At 62.1% G+C, this 23,281-nt stretch carries 20 protein-coding genes; 13 read left to right on the plus strand and 7 right to left on the minus strand.

Annotated features, from left to right (window positions below; translation table 11 throughout):
• Window positions 1-18 precede the first annotated feature (18 nt).
• The 3 genes from MAFF_RS36710 (at window position 19) to MAFF_RS27700 (ending at window position 4,399) form a co-directional block, all read left to right on the plus strand.
• Complete coding sequence (locus MAFF_RS36710; RefSeq protein WP_244420635.1) at window positions 19-924, plus strand: class I SAM-dependent methyltransferase; 906 nt, start codon at window positions 19-21, stop codon at window positions 922-924.
• A 350-nt stretch (window positions 925-1,274) separates the two neighbouring features.
• Entirely contained in the window at window positions 1,275-3,029 is a 1,755-nt protein-coding gene (locus MAFF_RS27695; RefSeq protein ID WP_052292105.1) for a type I secretion system permease/ATPase, read from the plus strand.
• A gap of 26 nt (window positions 3,030-3,055) precedes the next feature.
• Window positions 3,056-4,399, plus strand: coding sequence for an HlyD family type I secretion periplasmic adaptor subunit (locus tag MAFF_RS27700; RefSeq protein ID WP_010914315.1), 1,344 nt, complete (start codon window positions 3,056-3,058; stop codon window positions 4,397-4,399).
• Window positions 4,400-4,447: 48 nt separating this feature from the next.
• Here MAFF_RS27700 and MAFF_RS27705 read toward each other — a convergent pair whose 3' ends face one another.
• Window positions 4,448-5,902 (minus strand): hypothetical protein, encoded by a 1,455-nt coding sequence (locus tag MAFF_RS27705; RefSeq protein WP_044549399.1) that lies wholly within the window; start codon window positions 5,900-5,902, stop codon window positions 4,448-4,450.
• A 653-nt stretch (window positions 5,903-6,555) separates the two neighbouring features.
• Between MAFF_RS27705 and glmS the strand changes: the two genes are divergently transcribed.
• Window positions 6,556-8,379 (plus strand): glutamine--fructose-6-phosphate transaminase (isomerizing), encoded by a 1,824-nt coding sequence (gene glmS / locus MAFF_RS27710; RefSeq protein WP_010914317.1) that lies wholly within the window; start codon window positions 6,556-6,558, stop codon window positions 8,377-8,379.
• 101 nt (window positions 8,380-8,480) lie between these two features.
• On the opposite strand, the gene MAFF_RS27715 is transcribed toward glmS, so the two are convergent.
• Both MAFF_RS27715 and rocF read right to left on the minus strand, forming a co-directional pair.
• Complete coding sequence (locus MAFF_RS27715; RefSeq protein WP_010914318.1) at window positions 8,481-9,536, minus strand: ornithine cyclodeaminase; 1,056 nt, start codon at window positions 9,534-9,536, stop codon at window positions 8,481-8,483.
• Window positions 9,537-9,538: 2 nt separating this feature from the next.
• Window positions 9,539-10,471 (minus strand): arginase, encoded by a 933-nt coding sequence (rocF, locus tag MAFF_RS27720; protein WP_010914319.1) that lies wholly within the window; start codon window positions 10,469-10,471, stop codon window positions 9,539-9,541.
• 135 nt (window positions 10,472-10,606) lie between these two features.
• On the opposite strand from rocF, the gene MAFF_RS27725 reads away from it, so the two are divergent.
• Window positions 10,607-11,047 (plus strand): Lrp/AsnC family transcriptional regulator, encoded by a 441-nt coding sequence (locus MAFF_RS27725; RefSeq protein WP_031261243.1) that lies wholly within the window; start codon window positions 10,607-10,609, stop codon window positions 11,045-11,047.
• A gap of 141 nt (window positions 11,048-11,188) precedes the next feature.
• On the opposite strand, the gene MAFF_RS27730 is transcribed toward MAFF_RS27725, so the two are convergent.
• Together MAFF_RS27730 and MAFF_RS27735 are read right to left on the minus strand one after the other, a co-directional pair.
• The gene (locus tag MAFF_RS27730) at window positions 11,189-11,863 is read right to left on the minus strand and encodes a GntR family transcriptional regulator (protein ID WP_010914321.1); all 675 of its coding nucleotides are present in this window, start codon (window positions 11,861-11,863) and stop codon (window positions 11,189-11,191) included.
• Window positions 11,864-12,117: 254 nt separating this feature from the next.
• Window positions 12,118-12,966, minus strand: a complete 849-nt coding sequence (locus MAFF_RS27735; RefSeq protein ID WP_010914322.1) for a LysR substrate-binding domain-containing protein — start codon at window positions 12,964-12,966, stop codon at window positions 12,118-12,120.
• Between the two features lie 90 nt (window positions 12,967-13,056).
• On the opposite strand from MAFF_RS27735, the gene MAFF_RS27740 reads away from it, so the two are divergent.
• Complete coding sequence (locus tag MAFF_RS27740) at window positions 13,057-14,058, plus strand: bile acid:sodium symporter family protein (RefSeq protein WP_044551449.1); 1,002 nt, start codon at window positions 13,057-13,059, stop codon at window positions 14,056-14,058.
• Here the strand turns inward: MAFF_RS27740 and MAFF_RS27745 are convergent.
• Entirely contained in the window at window positions 14,055-15,617 is a 1,563-nt protein-coding gene (locus tag MAFF_RS27745; RefSeq protein WP_010914324.1) for a GMC family oxidoreductase, read from the minus strand. The two genes, MAFF_RS27740 and MAFF_RS27745, sit on opposite strands and share 4 nt — an antisense overlap.
• A gap of 131 nt (window positions 15,618-15,748) precedes the next feature.
• A complete protein-coding gene (locus tag MAFF_RS27750) occupies window positions 15,749-16,420 on the minus strand; it encodes a GntR family transcriptional regulator (protein ID WP_010914325.1) in 672 nt (223 codons plus the stop codon).
• A gap of 182 nt (window positions 16,421-16,602) precedes the next feature.
• Between MAFF_RS27750 and MAFF_RS27755 the strand changes: the two genes are divergently transcribed.
• The 7 genes from MAFF_RS27755 (at window position 16,603) to fhmpcd1 (ending at window position 23,230) form a co-directional block, all read left to right on the plus strand.
• A complete protein-coding gene (locus MAFF_RS27755; RefSeq protein ID WP_010914326.1) occupies window positions 16,603-17,439 on the plus strand; it encodes a 2-(acetamidomethylene)succinate hydrolase in 837 nt (278 codons plus the stop codon).
• 42 nt (window positions 17,440-17,481) lie between these two features.
• The gene (locus tag MAFF_RS27760; protein WP_010914327.1) at window positions 17,482-18,621 is read left to right on the plus strand and encodes an FAD-dependent oxidoreductase; all 1,140 of its coding nucleotides are present in this window, start codon (window positions 17,482-17,484) and stop codon (window positions 18,619-18,621) included.
• Between the two features lie 69 nt (window positions 18,622-18,690).
• A complete protein-coding gene (locus MAFF_RS27765) occupies window positions 18,691-19,281 on the plus strand; it encodes an amino acid synthesis family protein (RefSeq protein ID WP_010914328.1) in 591 nt (196 codons plus the stop codon).
• 29 nt (window positions 19,282-19,310) lie between these two features.
• Window positions 19,311-19,769 (plus strand): YbhB/YbcL family Raf kinase inhibitor-like protein, encoded by a 459-nt coding sequence (locus MAFF_RS27770; protein ID WP_010914329.1) that lies wholly within the window; start codon window positions 19,311-19,313, stop codon window positions 19,767-19,769.
• Between the two features lie 135 nt (window positions 19,770-19,904).
• Complete coding sequence (locus tag MAFF_RS27775) at window positions 19,905-20,561, plus strand: class II aldolase/adducin family protein (protein ID WP_244420636.1); 657 nt, start codon at window positions 19,905-19,907, stop codon at window positions 20,559-20,561.
• Between the two features lie 111 nt (window positions 20,562-20,672).
• Window positions 20,673-22,304, plus strand: coding sequence for a GMC family oxidoreductase (locus tag MAFF_RS27780; RefSeq protein ID WP_010914331.1), 1,632 nt, complete (start codon window positions 20,673-20,675; stop codon window positions 22,302-22,304).
• A complete protein-coding gene (fhmpcd1, locus tag MAFF_RS27785; RefSeq protein WP_010914332.1) occupies window positions 22,301-23,230 on the plus strand; it encodes a 5-formyl-3-hydroxy-2-methylpyridine 4-carboxylate 5-dehydrogenase in 930 nt (309 codons plus the stop codon). Before MAFF_RS27780 ends, fhmpcd1 begins: the two co-directional genes overlap by 4 nt.
• Window positions 23,231-23,281 lie beyond the last annotated feature (51 nt).

Below are 23,281 nucleotides of genomic sequence, written 5' to 3' on the forward strand. Positions count from 1 at the left end.
ATCGCACAGGAGATACAGGTGAGGCTCAATTCCAGGCAAGGGGTGAAGCCGGCGCCGACGAATGCGGCTCAAATGGCTCAGTCGGCTTTCGATACGCCTTCAGCAGCGCGATTTTCGCAAGCCAGGCCGCAGACCGGTGAGCCCGGAATTTGGCACGACCTGACGTCCAACCAGCAGATCCACGCGCAGGGCGACCGGGTGTCGGACGACTACAGGGCCAGCCATCGCGCGCCCGGCTACGGCGCGCATTACAACAAAACGCACAACTCCGGCTATTATGGCGCGCTTTGGGAGAAGATCGAAAAGCCCCTGATCCGGGACGTTCTTCGCCCAATGGGCGGAGCCGGCCGAAACTGCCTCGACTTCGCATGCGGAACAGGCCGCATCGCCAATGTTGCAGCCGGGCTCTTCGGTGAGGTGGTCGGCGCCGACGTTTCCAAATCCATGCTCGACTGCGCGCAAGTTCCGCCCAATGTGAGACTGCTTCACATCGATCTGACAAGGCAGCCCCTCGGCGAGACCTTCGACGTCACAACGGCCTTTCGCTTTTTCCTGAACGCAGAGGATCAACTGAAGCGGGATGCGCTGAAGGCGATAAACGAGCATCTGAAGGATGGCGGACGACTTGTGTGCAACGTTCACATGAATGCGACTTCGCCCATCGGCCTGGTTTGCCGGCTGCTCAATCGGTTGTTTGGACGCACAGTTCGCCACACGCTGAGCGTAGCGAGGTTCAAGGAACTCCTGACCGCGTCGGGGTTCCTTGTCGAGGAGACGATACCTTACGGCTATCTGCCCCGGCCGGGAAACCTCTTGCCAGGGGTCTGTGAAGCGTTGATGGAGCCCTTCGAGAGGGCGTCCAGGACCCTTCGCGTTCCTGGGCAACTGGCGCAGCATTTCCTGGTTGTCGCGAAGAAGCGCTAACGGAACCACCCACTCGAATGGCTCCGTGAAAACGGCCGGGGAGTCGCTTGCGCGAGCGGCGACTCACCCCCCGAAAGGCACGGCGCGGTGTCGCTCGCACGGACTGGAGCGCGACGTCCGCAGCCTTCCAGTACACCTTAAAACGGCGGTTTTCCCCCGATTTAATGCGTCAAATCCGAGATTCTCGGGCCGACGTCACGATTTCGCTACATTTTGATTAAAGGCCACGTACGTTAGTGGGGCGTAAATTAGAAGGCAAAGAGGGACACGCTCCTGAAAACCAAAAAATTGTCTGTGGCCACTAGGGCCAGTGAGCTTGCGCGCCGATTTCTCACCGGAGGTCGCAAGCGATGAGCTCCAGAGGAATACGTTCGCCCGATCTGCGTGGCGCCATGCTTGGCGCCGCACCCGGGCTGGTGGGCGTCGGCGTCTTCTCGGCGGTCATAAACCTTCTCGCCCTGACCGGCTCCGTCTATATGCTGCAGGTCTACGATCGCGTTTTGCCATCGCAGAGCGTTCCGACTCTTGTCGGATTTACGATCGGAATGCTGGGCCTTTACGCCGTCTACGGATTGCTGGATTTCGTGCGGCTTCGCCTCCTGGTTCGAATAGGCAATCGTCTCCACAGGAACCTGCAGCAAAGGGTGTTCGGCCTCTCGCTGTCTTTGCCGCTCATCGGCGGGCAGGATGCGAACCGGATACAGCCGCTGCGTGACCTGGATCAGATCCGCGGCTTCCTTTCAGGGTTGGGGCCGACCGTCATCTTCGACGCGCCGTGGATACCGTTCTATCTGCTGATCATCTATCTCCTGCATCCTGCGCTCGGTCTGCTGGCAACAAGCGGCGCGATTATTGTCGTGCTGCTGACGGTGATCGCGGAAGTCTTTGGCCGCGCATCTGCGGCGCGCGCGTCCGAGACGCTGGTGTCGCAACGCAATCTTGCCGATTCCGGCCGTCGCAACGCGGAGGTTGTGCGCGCGATGGGCCTTTCCGGGCGGCTTGCCCGCCGCTGGAGCGAGATCAATCATGCCTATCTCACGCATCAGGAGCGGCTTTCCGACATTGTCGGTGCCACCGGCGCGCTGTCGAGGGCGCTGCGGATGGCCTTGCAGTCCTCTGTTCTGGGACTAGGCGCCTATCTCGTGATCGGCGGGGAAGCGTCGCCGGGCGTGATCATAGCGTCCTCGATACTGCTGGGCCGCTCGTTGGCTCCGGTTGACGCTGCGCTGGCAAACTGGCGGGGCTTCGCCGCTTTCCGGCAAAGCTATTCCCAACTGGCAAAGGCGCTGGCTGTCGTCGGGGGGCATGAAGAGGTCATGGAACTGCCGCGCCCGCAGGCGGTGCTTGCGGTCGAGGACCTGACAATAGCGCCGCCGGGCCAGCAAAAACCGACAGTGGCCAATGTCAGCTTTCAGCTGTCTGGGGGCGCGGGAATGGCCATTGTCGGCCCGAGCGGTTCTGGGAAAACGACACTTGTGCGCGCGCTGGTGGGAGTGTGGCAGCCGCTTCGCGGAATGGTAAGGCTGGACGAAGCCTCGCTCGACCAATGGAGCCCGGAAAAGCTTGGCGCTCATATCGGCTACCTGCCACAGGACGTCGAACTGTTTGACGGCACGGTTGCCGACAACATTTCGCGATTTGGCGGCAAGGACGACGCCAAGGGTGTGCTGGCAGCTGCCAAGGCCGCGGGCGTCGACAAGATGATCATGCGGTTGCCGAACGGGTTTCAAACACGCGTCGGCGAGGGAGGGGCGGCCTTGTCGGCCGGACAGAGGCAACTCGTCGGGCTCGCCCGGGCACTTTATGGCGACCCATTTCTGGTCGTCCTCGACGAGCCGAATTCAAACCTGGACGTCGATGGCGATGCCGCCCTGGCCGGCGCGATCCTGGCGGTGCGCCGACGTGGAGGCATCGTCATCATTGTTGCGCACCGTCCTTCTGCCCTCACCAATATCGACAAGGTCCTCGTCATGTCCAATGGGATGCTTCATTCCTTTGGCTCGCGCGAGGAGGTCCTGGCCAATGTCATCCGGCCCTTCCCTTCGCCCGCCGAACGGCCGGCGTCGGTTGTTCCGATGCAGAAAGGGGTGAGCGGTCATGCGTGAGGTGCTGTTTCATGTCTGATGTGACGATGGTTTCGTATGCTCCGTTCGACGAAGGGAGCCGAAGGGCCGAGGCGAATCCGGTCAAGGCGCGGGATGATATCAGGGCCAACCTGATCCTGGGCGCCTCGGTCACGGCCATGTTGATTGTCGGCGGCGGGCTTTGGCTCGGTTTGACCAGGATCGCCGGCGCGGTGATAGCGCCTGCCACCGTGGTGGTCGAAAGCAACATAAAGAAGGTCCAGCATCTGACCGGCGGCACGATCGGCGGCATCTTCGCGCAAGATGGGGATCATGTGCGGGCCGGCGATATTGTGGCCAGGCTGGACGACACGCTGACGCGGGCCAACCTGCAAATAATCAGCGAGGATCTTGACCGTGCAACCGTCCGGCTTGCACGGCTGGAGGCCGAGCGGCAAGGCCTGCCGGAAATGCAGCTTCCGTCCGGCCTTCAAGAACGGATGGGCGACCCGGAACTGGCTGCACTTGTGAGAGGAGAGCGCACCCTCTTCGAAAGCCGCGCGACGGCGTTGACGGGGCAGAAGGCACAGCTGCAAAGCCGCTCGAAGCAGCTCGAACGCCAGATCGATGGCCTCAAGGCGCAGCAGGCCGCGGAAGACCAGTCCGTGGTCCTGCTGGACGGAGATCTTGGCGACGTCCAGGCGCTTTTTACAAAGAAGTTGGTGTCCAAGGAGCGACTGAGCAACATCAGACTGGATGCCACCCGAGCACACGGAGAATCAGGACGCCTCGCGGCGGCGGTCGCTGAGGCACAGGCCAAGATTAGCGAGACCGAATTGCAAATTCTTCAGCTGGATGACCAAAGGCGCAGCGAGGTAACGAGCGAACTTCGTGAAACCGAAGCCAAGCAGACCGAACTCAGCGAGCGCAAGGTCGTGGCGCAAGACGAACTGACCAAAACCAATATCCGCGCTCCGCAATCGGGAACGGTGCAGGAATCGGCTATCCACACAATCGGCGGCGTGATCGCTCCAGGGGAGGTGATCATGATGATTGTCCCCGACACCGACAACCTCGTCGTCGACGCGCTGATCCCCCCGTCGCGCATCGATGACGTTCGTCCAGGCCAGCACGTTTCGATCCGGTTTCCAGCTTTCGATGCCGGCACCACGCCTGCTTGCCAGGGATCGGTCAAGCGCATCTCGGCGGATCTGATCAAGGACCAACAAAAACAGCTTTCGTATTTCTCAGCGCGTATCAATGTCGAAAACAAGGCGGCCTGCCTGACCGATGCCAAAGTGCTCAAACCCGGCATGCCGGCGGAGGTTCACATAAGCACCGACGAACGCAGCGTCTGGTCTTATCTGCTGAAGCCTCTCACGGATCAGATGTCCAGGGCCTTCCGCCAATGACGTGACGAATGGTTGGAAGCGAGCCGCAAATACGATCAGCTCTTCTTCCTACGAAGCGCTGAGCGCTCTGCGACGAACGCGGCGAGCGGTACGCGCCGTTCGCTCCGCCGTCACCGGAACCTTGGCCACATCGTTCTTGTGCAGCACTGTGTTCGTGGTGCCAAGGAGCCTCTCATAGGGCAGCAATTCCCTGATCCGGGCGTTGACCGATGCAATTTCGGCCCGCAGGTCTTCGCACTCCTGCCGGCGGATATCGAGTTGTATGTGATCGGACGCCTGCTGCAGCGAAAGCTGGGAGAAATTGGCGGTCATCTTCGAAAGGTTCTGCTTGTCGGTCTCGGCCTCCTTGGTGAGGGCCGCCAACCTTTCGTCCGCCACCTGCTTTTCCGCCACGGCGTCGCTCCATTGGAGCTTGAGCCTGGCGATCTCGGCCGAGGCCTCGCTGTTTGCGTTCGATGCGAGCTCCAGTCGCGAGTGGAGGTTCTGAATTTCGGAACGCAATCCTCGAATCTCTGCACGGCTGCGTTCGAGCTCGGCATCCTTGTCCGCCTCCATGATCCTGGCGGTTTCCATCACTTCCGACAGTTTCGCCTGGCTGGCCTCAAGCGCGGTGTGGAGCCGTGTCGCTTCCTTTTCGCTCTTGCCGAGCGCACCAAGCATTTCGGAATTTCGCGCGGCTTCGTTGGCATGGATCGTGGAGAAGGCGTCCAGCCTGTGCCGCGCCTCGTCCTCCCGTTTCAGCGCCTTTTCCAGGTCGATCGACAGGCTGACATTCTTTTCACGCAGCTGTTTGTTTTCGCGCGCGCGTCTGTCGGCCTCGACGGTCGCGGCGGCAAGCGTATTTGTGAGGTCGCCGAATTCCGCTTCGTTTTTTGCGTTGGTGTTCGCGGCTTCCACGAGTTCCAGCCTTGCCGCGGCCAATGCGCCACGAAGCGCCTCGGCGTCCTGAACCAGGCTTGCCTCGCGTTGCTGCAAGGCCTCCACCATGCTTTCACGCTCATATTGCCTTCGGGTCAGATCATTGAGCTTGTCCGACAGGCTCTTTTGCTCTGCGGTCAGGTTTAGATTGGCCAGCTCCAGTTCGTTGGCGCGGAGAATGTCGGTGTGAAGGATGTGAAAGAAATCAAAGGTCAGCTGATGCGTGCTTGCGATCTCGGACAGTTTCGCGTTGATCTCCTCGAAATGGAGCTTCGCATCGCGAAACAACCCGTCAAAGGAACTCAAGGCAGCCATGCGGCTCTGCGTATGAGAGGTCAGCCGTCGCACGGGTTCGGGAGTGCCGGCATCGTCGGTCCCCGCATCAGCCTCGGTTTGCGCGCTGTCGCCCTGTTCGCTGTTGCCGTCTGGCATCGGCGGTTCTTCCGCGACATCGTCCATCGCCAGCGCTGACAGGTCATCCAAACCAAGGCACTCGTCAACGGCATCGGCCAAGTCAGCTTCGAGATCCTCGAATGACTTCTCCACATTGTTGTCGGCACGTCTGATCAGATCCCTGAACTTCATGCCCTGCACCCCCTTCCGCATGCCTGGACCCATCAAGGCGCGGACTGAGCTTCTTTCTGTATCGAGAGATCAGTTCCGCGTCTTCGTGCAATCAAACGATGCCAGGTGCTGGCGATTCAGCGCTTTAATGGCAACGAGTCCTCGATTTTGGCGGTCGCCGATCACCTCCACCCACCATTGTGACCCATGCCAGGATGGCTTTTGCGTCGGATGGTCCTTCTCGTGTTCATCTTGACGTCTTTTGTGGCGTGGATCCCAGCGCCGCTTGCTTGCCGGCACGCGAGGCAGTCAGGAGCGCTTTCGCGTGTAAGCCCCAGACAGATCAAGCGGCCCGACAGCCTCTTGTAGGGGGGCATCAGGCGGCCGGGCCTAACCGGCTGTTGGGTGTGTTTTGGTTTGCCGGCTGTCTCAACATGCGCCTGGGCCGACGGAAGCGCATCATTCGAACGAACTGTTCGTCAGGCAGCTTCTCGCGGCCAACGACGCAAACTCAGCCACCCGGACCCCCATGGACCACTTCGCAAGCACGACGGTTTCTGGCCGCGATTAAGGCCCCAGGCTCCTTCAAATGAACGATCAGCCCGTTATCAAGGAGGGATATCGTGGCCTCTACGGTGACAAGGCCGGTATTCTGCAGGTCAGGGGGCAAAGCCATGTGCGGCATCGTCGGAATCGTCGGCCACTCGCAGGTTACGTCGCTCATCCTCACCACGCTGAAGCGGCTCGAATATCGCGGTTATGACTCGGCCGGCGTCGCCACCATCGAGCATGGCGAGCTCGCCCGCCGTCGCGCCGAAGGCAAGCTGATCAACCTCGAGCGCCGGCTCAAGGAGGAGCCGCTCGACGGCACGATCGGCATCGGCCACACACGCTGGGCCACCCATGGCGTGCCCAACGAGACCAACGCGCATCCGCATTTTTCCGACGGCGTCGCCATCGTCCACAACGGCATCATCGAGAACTTTGCCGAGCTGCGCGACGAGCTGGTCCGCGACGGCTATGCCTTCTCCTCGCAGACCGATACAGAGGTCGTGGCGCATCTGGTGGCGCGCGAGTTGGCCAAGGGGCTGAAGCCGGTCGAGGCCGCGCATCAGGCGCTGAAGCGGCTGGAAGGCGCCTTTGCGCTGGCCATCATGTTCAAGGGCGACGAGGACCTGATCGTCGGCGCCCGCAACGGCCCGCCACTGGCCGTCGGCCATGGCGATGGCGAGATGTTCTTGGGCTCGGACGCCATCGCGCTGGCGCCATTCACCAATTCGATCACCTATCTCGAGGACGGCGACTGGGCGGTGGTGCGCCGCGACAGCGTCGCCATCTTCGACATCGACGGCAAAAAGGTCGAGCGCAAGCGCCAGCAGTCGCTGTCGACCTCCTTCATGGTCGACAAGGGCAACCGCCGCCATTTCATGGAGAAGGAAATCCATGAACAGCCCGAGGTGATCTCGCACACGCTGGCGCATTATGTCGATTTCGTCTCCGGCGTTTCGAAGCCGCTCGACCTGCCGTTCGACTTCGCCAAGATCGGCCGGCTGGCGATTTCGGCTTGCGGCACCGCCTATCTCGCCGGCCTGATCGGCAAATACTGGTTCGAGCGCTATGCGCGGCTGCCGGTCGACATCGATGTCGCCTCGGAGTTCCGCTACCGCGAAATGCCGCTGTCGGCCAATGATGCCGCCTTCTTCATCTCGCAGTCGGGCGAGACCGCCGACACGCTGGCCTCGCTGCGTTATTGCCGCAAGGCCGGCATGAAGATCGGCGCCGTCGTCAATGTTCGGGAATCGACCATGGCGCGCGAATCCGACGTCGTGCTGCCGACGCTCGCCGGCCCCGAGATCGGCGTTGCCTCGACCAAGGCTTTCACTTGCCAGCTGTCGGTGCTGGCCTCGCTTGCGGTGCGCGCCGGCGTGGCGCGCGGGGTGATTTCGCAGGAGCAGGAAAAGACCCTGGTGCGCGCGCTTTCGGAAGCGCCGCGCTATGCCAACCAGGTGCTCAAGCTCGAAGAGCAGATCGAGCGGATCGCGCGCGAACTGTCGCGCTACAAGGACGTGCTCTATCTCGGCCGCGACACCAATTTCCCGCTGGCCATGGAAGGCGCGCTGAAACTCAAGGAAATCTCCTATATCCACGCCGAGGGCTATGCGGCGGGCGAATTGAAGCATGGGCCGATCGCACTGATCGACGAGAACATGCCGGTCATCGTCATTGCGCCGCATGACCGCATTTTCGAGAAGACCGTGTCGAACATGCAGGAAGTGGCGGCGCGTGGCGGCAAGATCATCCTGATCACCGACAGCAAAGGGGCGGCGCAGGTGAGCGTCAAGACGATGGAGACGATCATCCTGCCGGACGTGCCGGAAATCATCTCGCCGATCATCTATGCGCTGCCGATCCAGATGTTGGCCTATTTCGCCGCCGTGTTCATGGGCACCGATGTCGACCAGCCGCGCAATCTGGCGAAATCCGTGACGGTGGAGTGACGGTAAGGTCGACGGCCCTTCATCTCGTCGGAGAGACGATCGACAAGACCCGCGGTCACTATCAATGCCTGCGGGATCGCTCGCGGCATCCCATCGGTTTTTTATGCCGCGGTCTGCATGGCCGCTCTCAGCAGCATGCCATAGAGGTCGCGCGGTTCGTCCGGATCGGCCAGCAGATCGAGCTCCTCGTAGAGGCCCGTTGCCTGCAACTGGTCGCGCACATAGCGCAACGCCGAAAAGTCCTCGATGGCGAAGCCGACGGAATCGAACAGCGTGATCTGCTTGGCGTCCCGGCGGCCGGGCACCTTGGCGGCGACCACTTGCCAGAGCTCTGTCACCGGATGGTTGGGATCCAACTGCTGGATCTCGCCCTCGATGCGTGTCTGCGGCGGGAACTCGACGAAAATGTCGGAGCGCAGCAGGATGTCCCTGTGCAGTTCCGTCTTGCCGGGGCAATCGCCGCCGACGGCGTTGATGTGGACGCCGGCGCCGACCATGTTGTCGGTGAGGATGGTGGCGCATTGCTTGTCGGCGGTAACGGTCGTGATGATCCCGGCACCTTCGACCGCTTCCTGTCCGGTTTCGCAGATGGTGATGTCAAATCCCATGCCAGCCAGGTTCTTGGCGCATTTCAGCGAGGCGGACCGGTCGATGTCGTAGAGCCTGAGCCGGTCGACGCCGGCCAGCGCCTTGAAGGCGATTGCCTGGAATTCCGACTGTGCGCCATTGCCGATGATGGCCATGGTGCGCGCGCCGCGCGGCGCCAGATATTTGGCCGCGACGGCGGATGTGGCGGCGGTGCGCAGCGCGGTGAGAATGGTCATTTCGGTGAGCAGCATCGGGTAGCCGCTGCCGACATCGGCAAGCACGCCGAAGGCGGTGACCGTCTGCAGACCCTGGCGCATGTTCTTGGGATGGCCGTTGACATATTTGAAGCCATAGAGCCGCCCATCGCTTGTCGGCATCAGCTCGATGACGCCGTCATGGCTGTGCGAGGCAATGCGCGGCGTCTTGTCGAAAAGCTCCCAGCGCCGAAAATCTTCCTCGATGTAGCTGGCGAGCTCGGTCAGAAAGCGTTCGACGCCGATGGCAAGCACCAGCTTCATCATGCGGTCGACGCTGACGAAGGGGACGATGTTCAGCTTTGCCGTGGTCATGATCAAAAGCTCCCGGAATGGCTGCGGGTCGGGCGATCCATGATGCGGCGGCCCATCAGGCTCGCCGTCAGGTCGACCATGAGCGTCGCGGTCCGGCCACGCTCGTCCAGAAATGGATTCAACTCGACCAGGTCGAGACTGGAGACGAGTCCGCTGTCGGACAGCATCTCCATCACCAGATGCGCTTCGCGGAACGTCGCGCCGCCGGGAACCGTGGTGCCGACAGCCGGCGCAATCGACGGGTCGAGAAAGTCGACGTCGAGACTGACATGCAGCAGTCCGTCTTCATCAGACACGCGCGCCAGGAAGGCGCGCAGCAGCGGCGCGATACCATGTTCATCAATGGCGCGCATGTCGTGCACGGTTACGCCCGCCTGGTTGAGCGCGCTGCGCTCGGCCGGGTCGACACTGCGCAGGCCCATTGTGCAGATACGCTTGGGGTCGACCGCCGCCGGCAGATCGGGAAAATAGCCGCTGAAACCCGGCTGGCCGCTGGCATAGGCGAGCGGAACACCGTGCAGATTGCCGCTGGCGGTGGTGTCCAGCGTGTGGAAGTCCGGATGCGCATCGAGCCACAGCACGAACAGCGGGCGCCCGGCCTCGGCGGCGCGGCGGGCGAGGCCCGACACGGTTCCCGCCGAGATCGAATGGTCACCGCCAAGGAAAATCGGCATGGCATCCTCGCTCGCTGCGTAAGCTGCCGCTGCGATGGCGGATGTCCAGGCCGATATTTCGGGCAAGGCCTTCAGCGCCAGATTGCCGTGCACGACGCGCCTCGCCGGCATTGGCTGGACGGCGCCCATATCCTCGACAGTGTGGCCGAGGCCGGACAGCACTTCGGCAAGCCCTGCCGTCCTCAGCGCACTCGGCCCCATTTCGCAGCCCATTCTGCCGGCGCCGTCCTGCACCGGTGCCCCGACGATTTTGCAACGCATTGTCTTTCCCGCGGCCAAAGTTCGAATGGGGGAGAGGAGATCATGGCGAGCCGGCAGTATGAACAGACAGAATTGGCAATCCGCGAAGCATCATCTATCATAATGGCGGCTGAATTTATCAAAATGGTAATCCTCATGGATGCTTTGGACGAACGGCTCGTGACCTTGCTGCGGCATGACGCCCGGCGCAGCGTGTCGGATCTCGCCGTCGATCTCGGCGTCTCGCGCGCCACGGTTCGGGCACGCATGGAGCGGCTGGAACGGTCGGGCGACATCATCGGCTACACAGTGGTGCTGCGCGCCGACGCCGTCGATCAGCGCATCCGCGGCATCATGCTCATCGAGATCGAGGGCCATGCCGCCGACCGGGTGGTCCGGGCGCTGGGCGGCTTCCCGGAAGTCTCGACCATCCATACCACCAACGGTCGCTGGGATCTGGTAGTCGAACTCGGGACGGCCTCGCTGACCGATTTCGATGCCGTGCTGCGGCGCATCCGATTGATTGCCGGCATAACGGGCAGCGAAACGAGCCTGCTGCTGGCCACGCCGCGCACGACGCGAGCACGACTGACGTAAGCACCGTTCAATGAAGTTCTGGCGGCCGAGGGCGAGCCCCTGAGCGCGCGTCAGGCCTATGGTGCAAGATCGTAGCCGTTGCGATACACAGTCCCATTCTTCGCATGTGCTGATCGTATCCGTTGCGATCGACGGCGAGCGTCAGCCGAGAAGCTCGGCGGCGACTTCGAGTGTGTTTCGCAACGACGTCTCGAGATGGTTCTCCATCGCCTGCGCGGCGCCCTCGGCATCGTGGCGCTTCAGTGCGTCGAGAATGGCCTCGTGCTGCTCGATCGTCTGTTCGCCATAGCCGGGCTTGGGAATGGCGAGATAGCGGCCGCGGTCCATCTGCGCCTTGGAGATGTCGACGGCCCGCCAGATCATCGGCAGGCCACAGATCTCGGCGATGGTGCGGTGGAAGACGTCGTCGAGCTGGATCGCGGTGGCATACCGGCCGCGCGAGATGGCGAGCTTGTGCGCCGCCATGTTGTCCTCCAGCAGTTCGGCGGATGCCGGGGTCAGCTTGGCGGCGGCGCGCCTGGCGCTTTCCATCTCGAGCGCCCGGCGGATGACATAGGCTTCTTCCAGGTCGGCGCGGCTGATCGGCGCGACATAGGTGCCGGTCTGTGCCAGGATCTTCACCAGGCCTTCGTCGCTGATGCGCTTGACTGCTTCCCGCACCGGGGTGCGCGAAACCCCAAGGGCTTCGGCGATCGCCACCTCGTTGATGACTTCCCCCGGCTTCAACTGGCCAACGACAATCAGATTACGGATCTTGTGATAGATTTGATCGCGGAGCGGCAGCGCCCGATTGAGCGTCGAAGGATCCAGGTCCATGGCAAATCCAAATCTTCGTTCGCCTGAGATGGTCAAAGTATATTAGAATGTCAAATTCAATGCACCAGGGACAAGGGCCCAGGGTCTCCCAGCAGCTAACTGCGATGCCGTCGGAATCCAGCTTGTAGAGCTGTATTAGTGCAACAGCGCCCCCGGCCTGCCAGGGAAGAACCTGGCCAGACATTGCGCCTTCGACATGAGAGGCATCAGCAAGACGTGTCCGGGCGTGAGGGCTCCGTCAAACGTCAAATGAGTCAGCGCAGACCTCTCACCTTGGTCAGAATATCTTCCGACAACGCCGAGACGAGGGCCCTGTCGGCGCTCTTGCTCGGGATAAGGACAAATTCCACATCCTCCAACGGCGGCAGGCGCCCTGATGAGATCTCTTTCAAACCCGGGGGCGACATGCTTTGCGGTTGCACCAGAACCCCCATGCCGGCGCGGGCGGCGGCCGTCAGCCCGCTCAGGCTCCCGCATGTGCAGACAATGCGCCACGGCATGCGATGCCGTTCGAGCACTTCCAGCGCAATGCTGCGGGTGACGCTCGGCGCGGGGAAGGCAATCAGCGGCAAGGCCGCGAGCGACAGGACGTGTTCCGGATCGCGGGCGAGCCAGACAAGCGGCTCGCGATAGACGAGCCGGCCACGGCTGTCGCCCAGCCGGCGCTTTGCCAGAACGAGATCGAGCTCGCCATTGTCCTGCATCTGGTAGAGCACGCCGCTCAACGCGACGGTCAGTTCAAGATCAACGGATGGGTGAGACCGGACGAAATCCTCCAGCACCAGCGGCAGCCGGCTCGTCACCAGGTCCTCGGATACGCCGAGCCTCAAGGTACCCCGCAGCCGCTGTGCGGTGAACAGCGCCTGCACCTGTCCCTCTATCGACAACAGGGTCCGGGCATGGCCGAGCAGGGCTTCGCCGTCTGGCGTCAGCACCACCTTGTGCGTATCGCGGGCCAGCAACTGCCTGCCAAGCGCGGCCTCCAGCTTGCCGATGTGCTGGCTGACAGTGGATTGCCCGAGTCCCAGCCTTTCGGCCGCGAAGGTAAAGCTTCCCATCTGCTGGACGGTCACGAAGCTGCGAAGTTGGACGAGATCGAGCATTGATATCCCAAATCACGATAACTGTTATTTATTGTATCTTGTTTCGCAATGCGTAAAAAGACGGCGTCGCCACTCTGGAGCGAACATCTGATGCGCCGCTTTCTGCCGGACACCTTTCTGATCCTGCTGTTGTGCACCGTCGCGCTTGCGTCGCTCGCGCCGGCGACCGGGACGTTCGCGGGATGGTTCGCGATCGCGACCAATCTTGCCGTGGCGCTGCTGTTTTTCCTGCATGGTGCGAGGCTCTCCCGTGATGTCGTTGTCGCCGGCCTGATGCATTGGCGCCTGCATCTGGTCATCCTTCTGACGACCTTTGGCCTGTTCCCGCTGCTGGGTCTGGCGCTTGGCTATCTGCCTGCTTCGATCCTGCCCAAACCGCTCTATCTCGGCATCCTGTTTCTTTGTGTCCTGCCGTCGACGGTGCAATCCTCGATCGCCTTCACTTCCATCGCCGGCGGCAACGTCCCCGCGGCCATCTGCTCGGCTTCCGCCTCCAACATCTTCGGCATGTTCCTGACACCCTTGCTCGTCGGCCTGCTCTTCTCCATCGGCGGCCATAGCGGATTTTCGTGGGACGCGGTGAGCCAGATCCTGCTGCAGCTGCTCCTGCCTTTTGCACTCGGACAACTGCTGGAACCGCGGATCGGCAACTGGATACGCTCTCGCAAGACACTGCTGATGCCTGTCGATCGTGGCTCGATCCTGATGGTGGTCTATCTGGCCTTCAGCACGGCGGTCGCAGAGGGGCTCTGGCACATGTTCTCGCTGCGCGACATTGCCGTGGTCGTTGTCGCCGACATGCTGCTGCTCGGCCTGGTGCTTCTGTTGACGACCTATGGCAGCCGGCTTCTCGGCTTCGACAGGGCCGACCAGATCACGATCACCTTCTGCGGTTCGAAGAAGAGCCTGGCGAGCGGCGTGCCGATGGCCAATGTGATCTTTGCCGGCCAGGGTGTCGGCGCGATCGTTCTGCCGCTGATGCTCTTCCACCAGATACAGCTCATGGTCTGTGCCATGATCGCCCAGAAATATGCCAAGGCGGCGCACCGGCCCGCCGTACTGCAAGCCGAGCCGACGGCGTCGGTGGCTTAGTACTGTCGGGCGAAAGTCTCGGCGATCGCGAGGACCGCGGCATGAATCGGTCCCGCGGTGAGGTTGGGCATGATCGACGCGTCCACGACAAAAAGATTGTCGAGCGCCTTGAGCCGTAGATTTGCATCGACGACGGCGTCCGGGTCCTTGCCCATCCGGCAAGTACCGCAGGGATGATGGTGTGTGATGACCGATCGCGCGATGAAGTCGTCCATCTCGGCCGCACTGTTCGGCGTGCCTGGCAGGAGTTCGCGCTCTCGCCAGCCGGCGAGTTCATCTCTGTGCCCGATGGTCCGAGATGCCTCGAGTGCTCTGCGAAACCGCTCGCGGTCCCGGCCGGTTTGCAGGTATGCCGGGTCGATGATCAGCCGATCGCCGAGCTCAGGCCCACTTATGCGCACGCTGCCGCGGCTCGTCGGATGGGTGATCCCGAACAGCAGCGAATAGGCCGAGCCGGCGGCGGGGGCCGGGAAGCTTTCCGACACGATCGGCGCGACACCGCAGCCAACGACAATTTCAGGCTGCCCGGCGGCGGTGAAGCTGTCAGCCCGCATATAGGCCATCGATTCCGAATGTTGGAGGCGCGATGGCGGCACCGGCTTGCGGGCCGCGTAAAGGTTGCCGGCGCCAAGCAGGTGGTCCTGAAGGTTTCGACCGATGTCAGGCATGTCGATCAGGCAGCCGACGCCCGCCGCATCGAGCACATCGTGCGGACCGATGCCCGAACGCATCAGCAAGGCCGGACTTTCCAGCGCTCCAGCACAAAGCACGATTTGATCCGCAAACACTTCGGCCGAACCCTGTCGCCCCACGACTTCGAGGCTGCGGACCTGATTGCCCTCCAGCTTGAGTCGCCGCACCCGGGAGCCGGTAAGGATGGTCAGGTTCTTGCGGCCGCGAACCGCCTTTGTGAGCCAGGCGTCCGCCGCCGTAACCCTTCGCCCGTCGCGAATGTTCAAGGAATTCGGGGTGACGCCGATCATCTCTCCGCTGTTGTGGCCTTCAAGGCGAGGCAGACCCAACGATGCGCCTGCCTCGATGAAGGCACGAGCAAGCGGACTGACTTCGTCCGCCGGCAAATGGATCGGCAACGGTCCGCCCTTGCCGTGAATGCCGTCGCCACCAAGTGGATGGTCTTCGATGGCCTGGAAAACCGGCAGCAGTTCATCCCAACCCCATCGGCGATCCCCTGACGCATCGACCCAGGCCTGGAAGTCGGAGGGATGACCGCGCATGTAGCCCATCGCGTGCAGGCAACTCGAGCCGCCGATCAACCGCCCGCGCGCCCAATGATGCGCCCGGCCCGCGGTGCCGGCTTGCGCCTCCGTGCGGTAGTCCCAATCGTAGCTGCGGCCCTGTAGCGCCGGCCATGCGGCGGGGTTCCAGATATCGGGATCCGTCGGCTCCTCGCCTGCCTCGATCAGCAGAACGCGGCTGTCCGGATCTTCGCTCAGCCGCGCGGCAAGCAACGACCCGGCCGACCCGCCGCCGACGATGACGATATCGCAATTCGGTGCGTGCTCAACCTTGGCCCTGGTCATCCTCACTCCATCTGCCACTTGCAGGTTGCGATAGCCGTCATGTCTGACACCGACACGGAGAAGGCCCGCGCACGGATCCGCGTTCGGCCGATCCGAAACGTCATGAAGGACTTCGAGTCTTCAGGCGGAACGACAGTCCATCGAAGACCTCAAATCCCGTTGTCCATGGATATCTTCGCTGCCGCTTTCGCCCTCAGGACGTGCTGTTTCGAGGCTTTGCGGGCGGCTTTCTCGTCGCCGGCGGCGATGGATTCGAATATCTCCCTCATCTCCGCCAGGCTGCTTTGTGCTCTGCCCTCCAGGGACATCGACCGTCCTCGAAAGAAGCTGATCCTGGCTACCAGACCGCGATGGACTTCCTCCAGGATCGGATTGCCGCAATTGGCGAGTATGATCGAATAGAAGTCCGCGGCGGTCATGACCTGCGCCAGGCTGTCATTGCTGGAGGCCGCCTCTTCGAATGCGGAAAGCGATTTCTCGAGTTCACGCAACTGTTCCGGGGAAATCCTTAGCGCGCATCGTCCCGCTGCCTCGACTTCCAGCAACTCTCGAACCTCGTAGATGGCGGTTGCCACCTCCCACGAAAGTGCCGGTATCGACGGTCCGCGGTTGGGCACGATCTCGATCAGGCGCTCGGCCTCAAGACTGCGCAAAGCCTCCCTCAGCGAGGGGCGGCTGATGCCGAGTTGTGTGCATAGTTGACTTTCGATGAGGCGGCTACCCGGCTGAAACAACCCGGAGAAGATCGCGAGCCGTAACTTGTCGACGGTCTCCCGTTGCACGGTCCGTGGCGAAATTCGCAAATTCAAATCTGGGGGCATCGGTAACGTCTCATGGCCTTTGAGTCGCAAAACTGAAGCAGCATACGCCACGCCGCGCAAATTTGACAGCAGGATAGCCAGATTGTCAAATATGAAGATTGTCAGACAATCGGCTTGACGTGACCCCGGTCTATATGATCCTTTTGCAGGAGACGGGCAGCGGAGACGGGGATCCAGGGACCATGGACATGGCGGCAGACATAGCTTCCGACCACTTCATCTCGCGACGCGTCGACATTGGCCGCATCACCTTGAACGTGCGCGAGAAGGGCAGCGGTCCCCTGATGCTGTTCTTCCACGGCATCACCTCCAACTCCGCCGTCTTCGAACCGTTGATGATCCGGCTTTCGGACCGGTTTACGACGATTGCGGTTGACCAGAGGGGGCATGGCCTCAGCGACAAGCCGGAGACGGGCTACGAGGCGAATGACTACGCGGACGACATCGCCGGCCTGATACGCACGCTCGCTCGGGGCCATGCCATCCTCGTCGGACATTCGCTTGGTGCTCGAAATTCGGTCACGGCCGCGGCGAAATACCCGGATCTGGTGCGGTCGGTCGTCGCGATCGACTTTACGCCGTACATCGAGACCGAAGCGTTGGACGCGCTGGAAGCGCGCGTGAACGCGGGGAGCCAGCTTTTCGAGGATATAAAGGCCGTCGAAGCATATCTCGCCGGCCGCTACCCGAACATTCCCGCCGATGCCATCAGGATCAGGGCTGAAAGCGGCTATCAGCCGGTCGACGGCGGATTGCGTCCATTGGCGTCGTCCGCGGCCATGGCGCAGACCGCCAGGGGCCTGCGATCGGATTTGGTGCCCGCCTACCGCGACGTGACGAAGCCCGTCCTCATCGTTCGGGGCGAGTCGAGCAAGTTGGTTTCTGCGGCGGCGCTGGCGAAGACAAGCCGGCTGCGGCCCGATCTGCCTGTCGTCGTCGTTCCGGGCGCCGACCACTACGTCAACGAGGTATCTCCCGAGATCACGTTGAAAGCCATCACCAACTTCATAGACGCCTGACGGCCAAGCGCCGTCTTCTTGTATGCAGCATCAGGATAGAAAATGGCCAATGTAAACAAAACTCCGGGCAAAACGCGTCGTGCCGAGGTGGCCGGCGGCGGCTTTGCCGGCCTGACAGCCGCCATCGCTCTCAAGCAGAATGGTTGGGATGTCAGGCTGCACGAAAAGAGCTCGGAACTGAGGGCATTCGGCGCGGGCATCTATCTCTGGCACAATGGCCTTCGCGTGCTCGAAGGGCTGGGCGCCCTGGACGATGTTCTCCAGGGCTCGCACACGCCTCCGACCTACGAGACCTGGATGCACAACAAGTCGGTTTCCAAGGAGACGTTCAACGGTCTCCCCTGGCGCATCATGACCCGCAGCCACCTGCACGATGCCCTGGTCAACCGCGCCCGTGCCCTGGGTGTCGACATAAGCGTCAATTCCGAGGCGGTTGCCGCCGATCCGGTAGGGCGCCTGACCCTCCAGACCGGCGAGGTTCTCGAAGCCGACTTGATCGTCGGCGCCGATGGCGTCGGCTCCAAGGTCAGGGATTCCATCGGCTTCAAACAGGATCGCTGGGTTTCGAAAGATGGTCTCATCCGGCTGATCGTCCCGCGCATGAAGAAAGAGCTCGGCCATGGCGAGTGGGACAACACCATCGACATGTGGAACTTCTGGCCGCGTGTGCAGCGGATTCTCTATTCGCCCTGCAATGAGAATGAGCTCTATCTCGGCTTGATGGCTCCGGCCGCCGATCCGCGCGGATCGAGCGTGCCGATCGATCTCGAAGTCTGGGTCGAGATGTTTCCTTTCCTGGAGCCGTGCCTGATCGAGGCGGCCAAGCTTAAAACCGCCAGGTACGACAAGTACGAAACGACCAAGCTGGATAGCTGGACAAGAGGCAAGGTCGCCCTCGTGGGGGATGCCGCGCATGCCATGTGCCCGGCCCTTGCCCAGGGCGCCGGTTGCGCGATGGTCAATGCCTTCAGCCTGTCGCAGGACCTGGAGGAGGGCTCTTCGGTCGAAGATGCGCTGGTCGCATGGGAGACACGCATTCGCCCGATCACGGATCGCTGCCAGGCCCTTTCTGGCGACTATGCGGCGAACCGCTCGCTCTCGAAGGGAAACATGTTCACGCCGGCGGCGCTGGAGGCCGCCCGCTACGACCCGCTGCGCCGTGTCTACTCGTGGCCGCAGTAGCGTCGGACGAGCCGGCCAAAGAATTAATCGGCGCGTGCGGAAACAGCGCGCGCCCTTCAGGAGATAAAGATGAACTATTCCAGTGAAGTCGAACGAGATTATGATGTCAGGGGATGGTACTCCTCGGTCCAGGAAAGCCGGCATGACGGCGGCACGCCTGGCGAAACCCTCGTCAAAGTCGCGACTGGTGTCGTCATACGCAATCCCTTCGCCGGAAAGTTCGTCGCCGAGCTGTCCGATCTGACCAATCCGAGTGCAGCGATCGGTCATGCGCTCGGCGAGAGGGCCGTGGCGCTGCTCGGCAACAGGCCGGTCGAAAGCTATGGCAAAGGCGGTATCGCGGGTACATCAGGCGAACAGGAACATGTCGTCGCCTGCATCACCACAGTGTTCGGAGATCCGCTGCGGCAGCAGGTAGGGGGCGGCAAGGCCTGGATCTCCTCGGTCAGCAAGGTCGCTGTCGCCGGCACGACGATCGATATCCCGCTTGCCCACAAGGACGAGCTCTACATCCGTTCCCACTACGATGCCGTCACCTTTTCCGTGCCGGATGCCCCGCGCCCGGACGAACTTCTGATCTGCGTCGCCGTCGCATCGGGTCCGCGCGTGCACCAGCGCGTCGGCGGCAAATCCGTCGCCGACCTCAAGGCCGGCGTCTAGTTCGATCGAAATTGCTGAAGGACGAATTCATGCCCCTGAACATCAAGGATCTCAAGATTACGTCAGCGGATTTCCAGCCGCTCGGCAAAATGCGCGACGAGCATGCCGGCGACAAGGGCAACGTATTGCCCAGGCTCACCATCAGTGGCGTCCCGGCAGGGACGAAGGAGCTCGCGGTCATCTGCCACGATCCCGACGCGCCCTTGCCCAATGGCTTCACGCATTGGGTCGTCTACGGCATCGATCCGACGGCCACGGATCTCTCTGGAGCACAGGAAAAGTTCCGCGTGGGACCCAACGGCGCCGGTGGCAAGCAATATTACGGGCCTCAGCCGCCCGCTGGCCATGGAGAGCATCACTACTATTTCTGGGTCTATGCCCTGGACACGAAGGTCGAGGGGACGCCCACCAGGGAGGAGTTCCTGCAGAAATACGCCGGCAACATCATCGAGCAGAACAGGATCGTCGGCATCTACGAAAACAAGTGAAATCCGCGGCCTGGCGACCAATAACAACAACAAGAATGGTCGCCATCGCCGCAATGGGAGAATTTGGAAATGACAGACAACAGCCCAGTGCGTCGGAAGGTCTTCGAAGAGCTGGTCACAGCGACCAAGATCCTTTTGAACGAAGGCATCATGGATACGTTCGGGCATATCAGTGCCCGTGACCCCGAGGATCCCGCTAGTTTCTTCCTGGCGCAGAAACTGGCCCCGAGCTTGATCACCGTCGACGACATCCAACGCTTCAATCTGGATGGCGAGACCTCGGACAACCGGCCGTCCTATCTCGAGCGGTACATCCACAGCGAGATCTACAAAACGCGGCCCGACGTTCAGTGTGTACTCCACACCCATTCTCCGGCTGTCCTGCCGTACTGCTTCGTCGACACGCCGCTTCGGCCGGTCACACACATGGGAGCTTTTATCGGCGAGTCGGTCCCGGTCTACGAGATTCGCGACAAGCACGGTGACGAAACGGATCTCTTCGGCGGCAGCCCCGACGTTTGCGCTGATATCGCCGAGAGTCTCGGCAGCCAGACCGTGGTTCTCATGGCGCGGCATGGCGTCGTCAATGTAGGCAAATCCGTGCGGGAGGTCGTCTTCCGGGCCTTCTATCTCGAGCAGGAAGCAGCAGCGCTCACCGCCGGCTTGAAGATCGGCAATGTCAAATACCTGTCACCGGGCGAGATAAAGACGGCAGGAAAACTCGTCGGCGCCCAGATCGATCGAGGATGGAACCACTGGTCGCAGCGCCTCAGGCAAGCAGGCCTCGCCTGATGTCCATCGGGCTTTGAACATCAGCTGGGAAGCCTGGTGTCGGCCAGGACTTTCCAGCCTCAATCGCACTAGTTCTCTGGCGCCGGGGCGTCGGACGAAAGCAATGAAACCATGCCGCACGCGGAAAGTTACGACTATATCATCGTTGGGGCCGGATCGGCCGGTTGCGTGCTCGCCAACCGGCTGAGCGCCGATCCGAGATGTTCGGTGCTGCTGCTGGAGGCCGGCGGCTGGGATCGCGATCCCATGATCCACATTCCGCTTGGATGGGGCAAGATCCTGACCGAGCGCCGCCATGACTGGATGTATTTCTGCGAGCCGGAAGACAATGTCGGCGGACGCCGGGTCGAGTGCGCGCGCGGCAAGGTCATTGGCGGATCGTCGTCGACCAACGCCATGGCCTATGTGCGGGGAAATCGCGGCGACTATGATCGTTGGGCAGCGACAGGGCTCAGCGAGTGGTCATACGACAAGGTCCTACCGTACTTCCGCAAGCAGGAGAGCTGGGAAGGGGGCGCGAACCAGTATCGCGGCGGCAATGGCCCGGTCAGCACCCAGTTCTGCCGCTACAAGGACACGCTGATCGACGCCTTCGCGCAAGCCAGCGTGCAGGCAGGCTATGCGCAGACGAAGGACTATAATGGCGAGCGGCAGGAAGGTTTCGGCCGCCTCCAGATGACGATTTCAAAAGGTCGGCGCGCCTCGACCGCGTCAGCCTATCTGCGGCCGGTGCTGAAGCGGCCCAACCTGACCGTTCTGACGGAAGCGAGCGCGACCAGGATCGTGCTGGAGGGTGCGCGCGCCACCGGCGTCACCATCAACCATCGCGGCGGCGAACGTACGGTTCTCGCCCGCAAGGAAGTGCTGCTTGCCGGCGGCGTGATCAACACGCCGCAACTGATGATGCTGTCGGGTATCGGGGCGCAGGATGAGCTTGCCGCGCACGGTGTCCAGACGCGGGTCAATCTGCCGGCGGTCGGCAAGAACCTGCAAGATCACGTCTCGGTCATTCTCATGTACCGGCGCCGGGCTCCGGGCGGCCCCTTCCTGCGCAACATGCGTGCCGATCGCATCGGCTTCGATTTCGTCAAGACCTACCTGACGGGACGCGGTTTCTCTGGCGATGTGCCCGGCGGGGTTGTCGCCTTCCTCAAGAGCGGTCCGGCGCGACCCTTGCCGGATGTGCAACTGCTCTTCACGGCGGCGCCGCTCGCGGCATGGCCATACTTCAAGCCGTTCAAGGCGCCGTTTGCGGACGGCTTCGCGACACGGATCGTAGCGACACAGCCCGAAAGCCGGGGAGCGGTGAAACTGGCCTCGGCCGATCCTTCCGCGGCGCCCCTGATCCACCAGAATTTCCTCGCGTCGCCCAAGGATTGGGAGTCGCTGCGGGCCGGTTTCCGTGTGGCAAGGGATCTGGCCGCGCAGCCCTCCATGCAACCCTTCATCGAGGCGGAGTTCTTTCCCGGCCCGAAGTGCCAGAGCGACGACGAGATCGACGAGCATATCCGCAAGACCTCCATCACCGTGCATCACCCGGCCGGGACCTGCAGGATGGGGGCGGATGCGGCCTCGGTCGTCGACCCGCAATTGCGGGTTCGCGGCGTCGATAGGCTTAGAGTGGTGGACGCTTCCGTCATGCCCGACCTGGTCTGCGGAAACATCAACGCGGCAGTGATCATGATTGCCGAAAAGGCCGCCGACCTCATCGCGAGCTCAAAAGAAGGCAGGGCAGTGCAATGATCCGAAATATCGCCATCATCGGCCTGGGTACGATGGGGCCGGGCATGGCCGCCCGGCTCGCCAGAGGCGGCCTGCAGGTGGTCGCCTACGATGTTGCCCCGGCAGCGATAGAGCGCGCGCGATCCATGCTGAGCGTGGCCGAGACCGTTCTGGACGCCTTGGGCATCGCGCTGCCGTCAGCTGGCGTCGGGACGGTTCGCTTCACCGACGATATCGGCGATGCGGTATCCGGTGCCGACCTCGTCATCGAGAACGTTCCTGAAAACATCTCGATCAAGGCCGATGTCTATCGCACCATCGACGGCCTGATAGGCCAGGATACGATCGTCGCGTCCGACACGTCGGGTATCCCGATCACCAAGTTGCAGGCGCATATCTCGTATCCCGAGCGGATGGTGGGCATGCACTGGTCGAACCCGCCGCACATCATCCCGATGATCGAGGTGATCGCCGGCGAGAAGACCGCGCCGCAAACCGTGGCGACGATCCGCGATCTCATCCGCTCGATCGGCCTGTTGCCGGTGGTGGTGAAGAAGGACGTCCCCGGTTTCGTCGAAAACCGCGTGCTCTATGCGCTGCTGCGCGAGGCGGTCGACCTCGTCGAGCGCGGCGTCATCGATCCGGAAGATCTCGACACCTGCGTGTCCTGGGGCATCGGCTACAAGATCGCCGTGATCGGGCCGATGGCTCTGCTCGATATGGCGGGCCTGGATATCTACAAGTCCGTCTCCTCCTTCCTCAACGCCGATCTTTCCAATCGCGACGATGTCGCGCCCATGGTGCTGGAAAAGACCAGCGCGTCGAAGTTCGGCATCAAGTCAGGCGAGGGCATGTTTTGCTACACGCCCGAGCAGACCAAGGCGCTGCAAGCCGAAAGGGCGCGCAAACTCGTCGCGGTACGACGCATCCTGGAAGGCCGGGAGTAGCCAATGGTTTATCGAGCTCACAAAGCCGGCTGGGTTGGGGAGGTCGTAACG

Source organism: Mesorhizobium japonicum MAFF 303099, assembly GCF_000009625.1.
Taxonomy (GTDB): Bacteria; Pseudomonadota; Alphaproteobacteria; order Rhizobiales; family Rhizobiaceae; genus Mesorhizobium; species Mesorhizobium japonicum.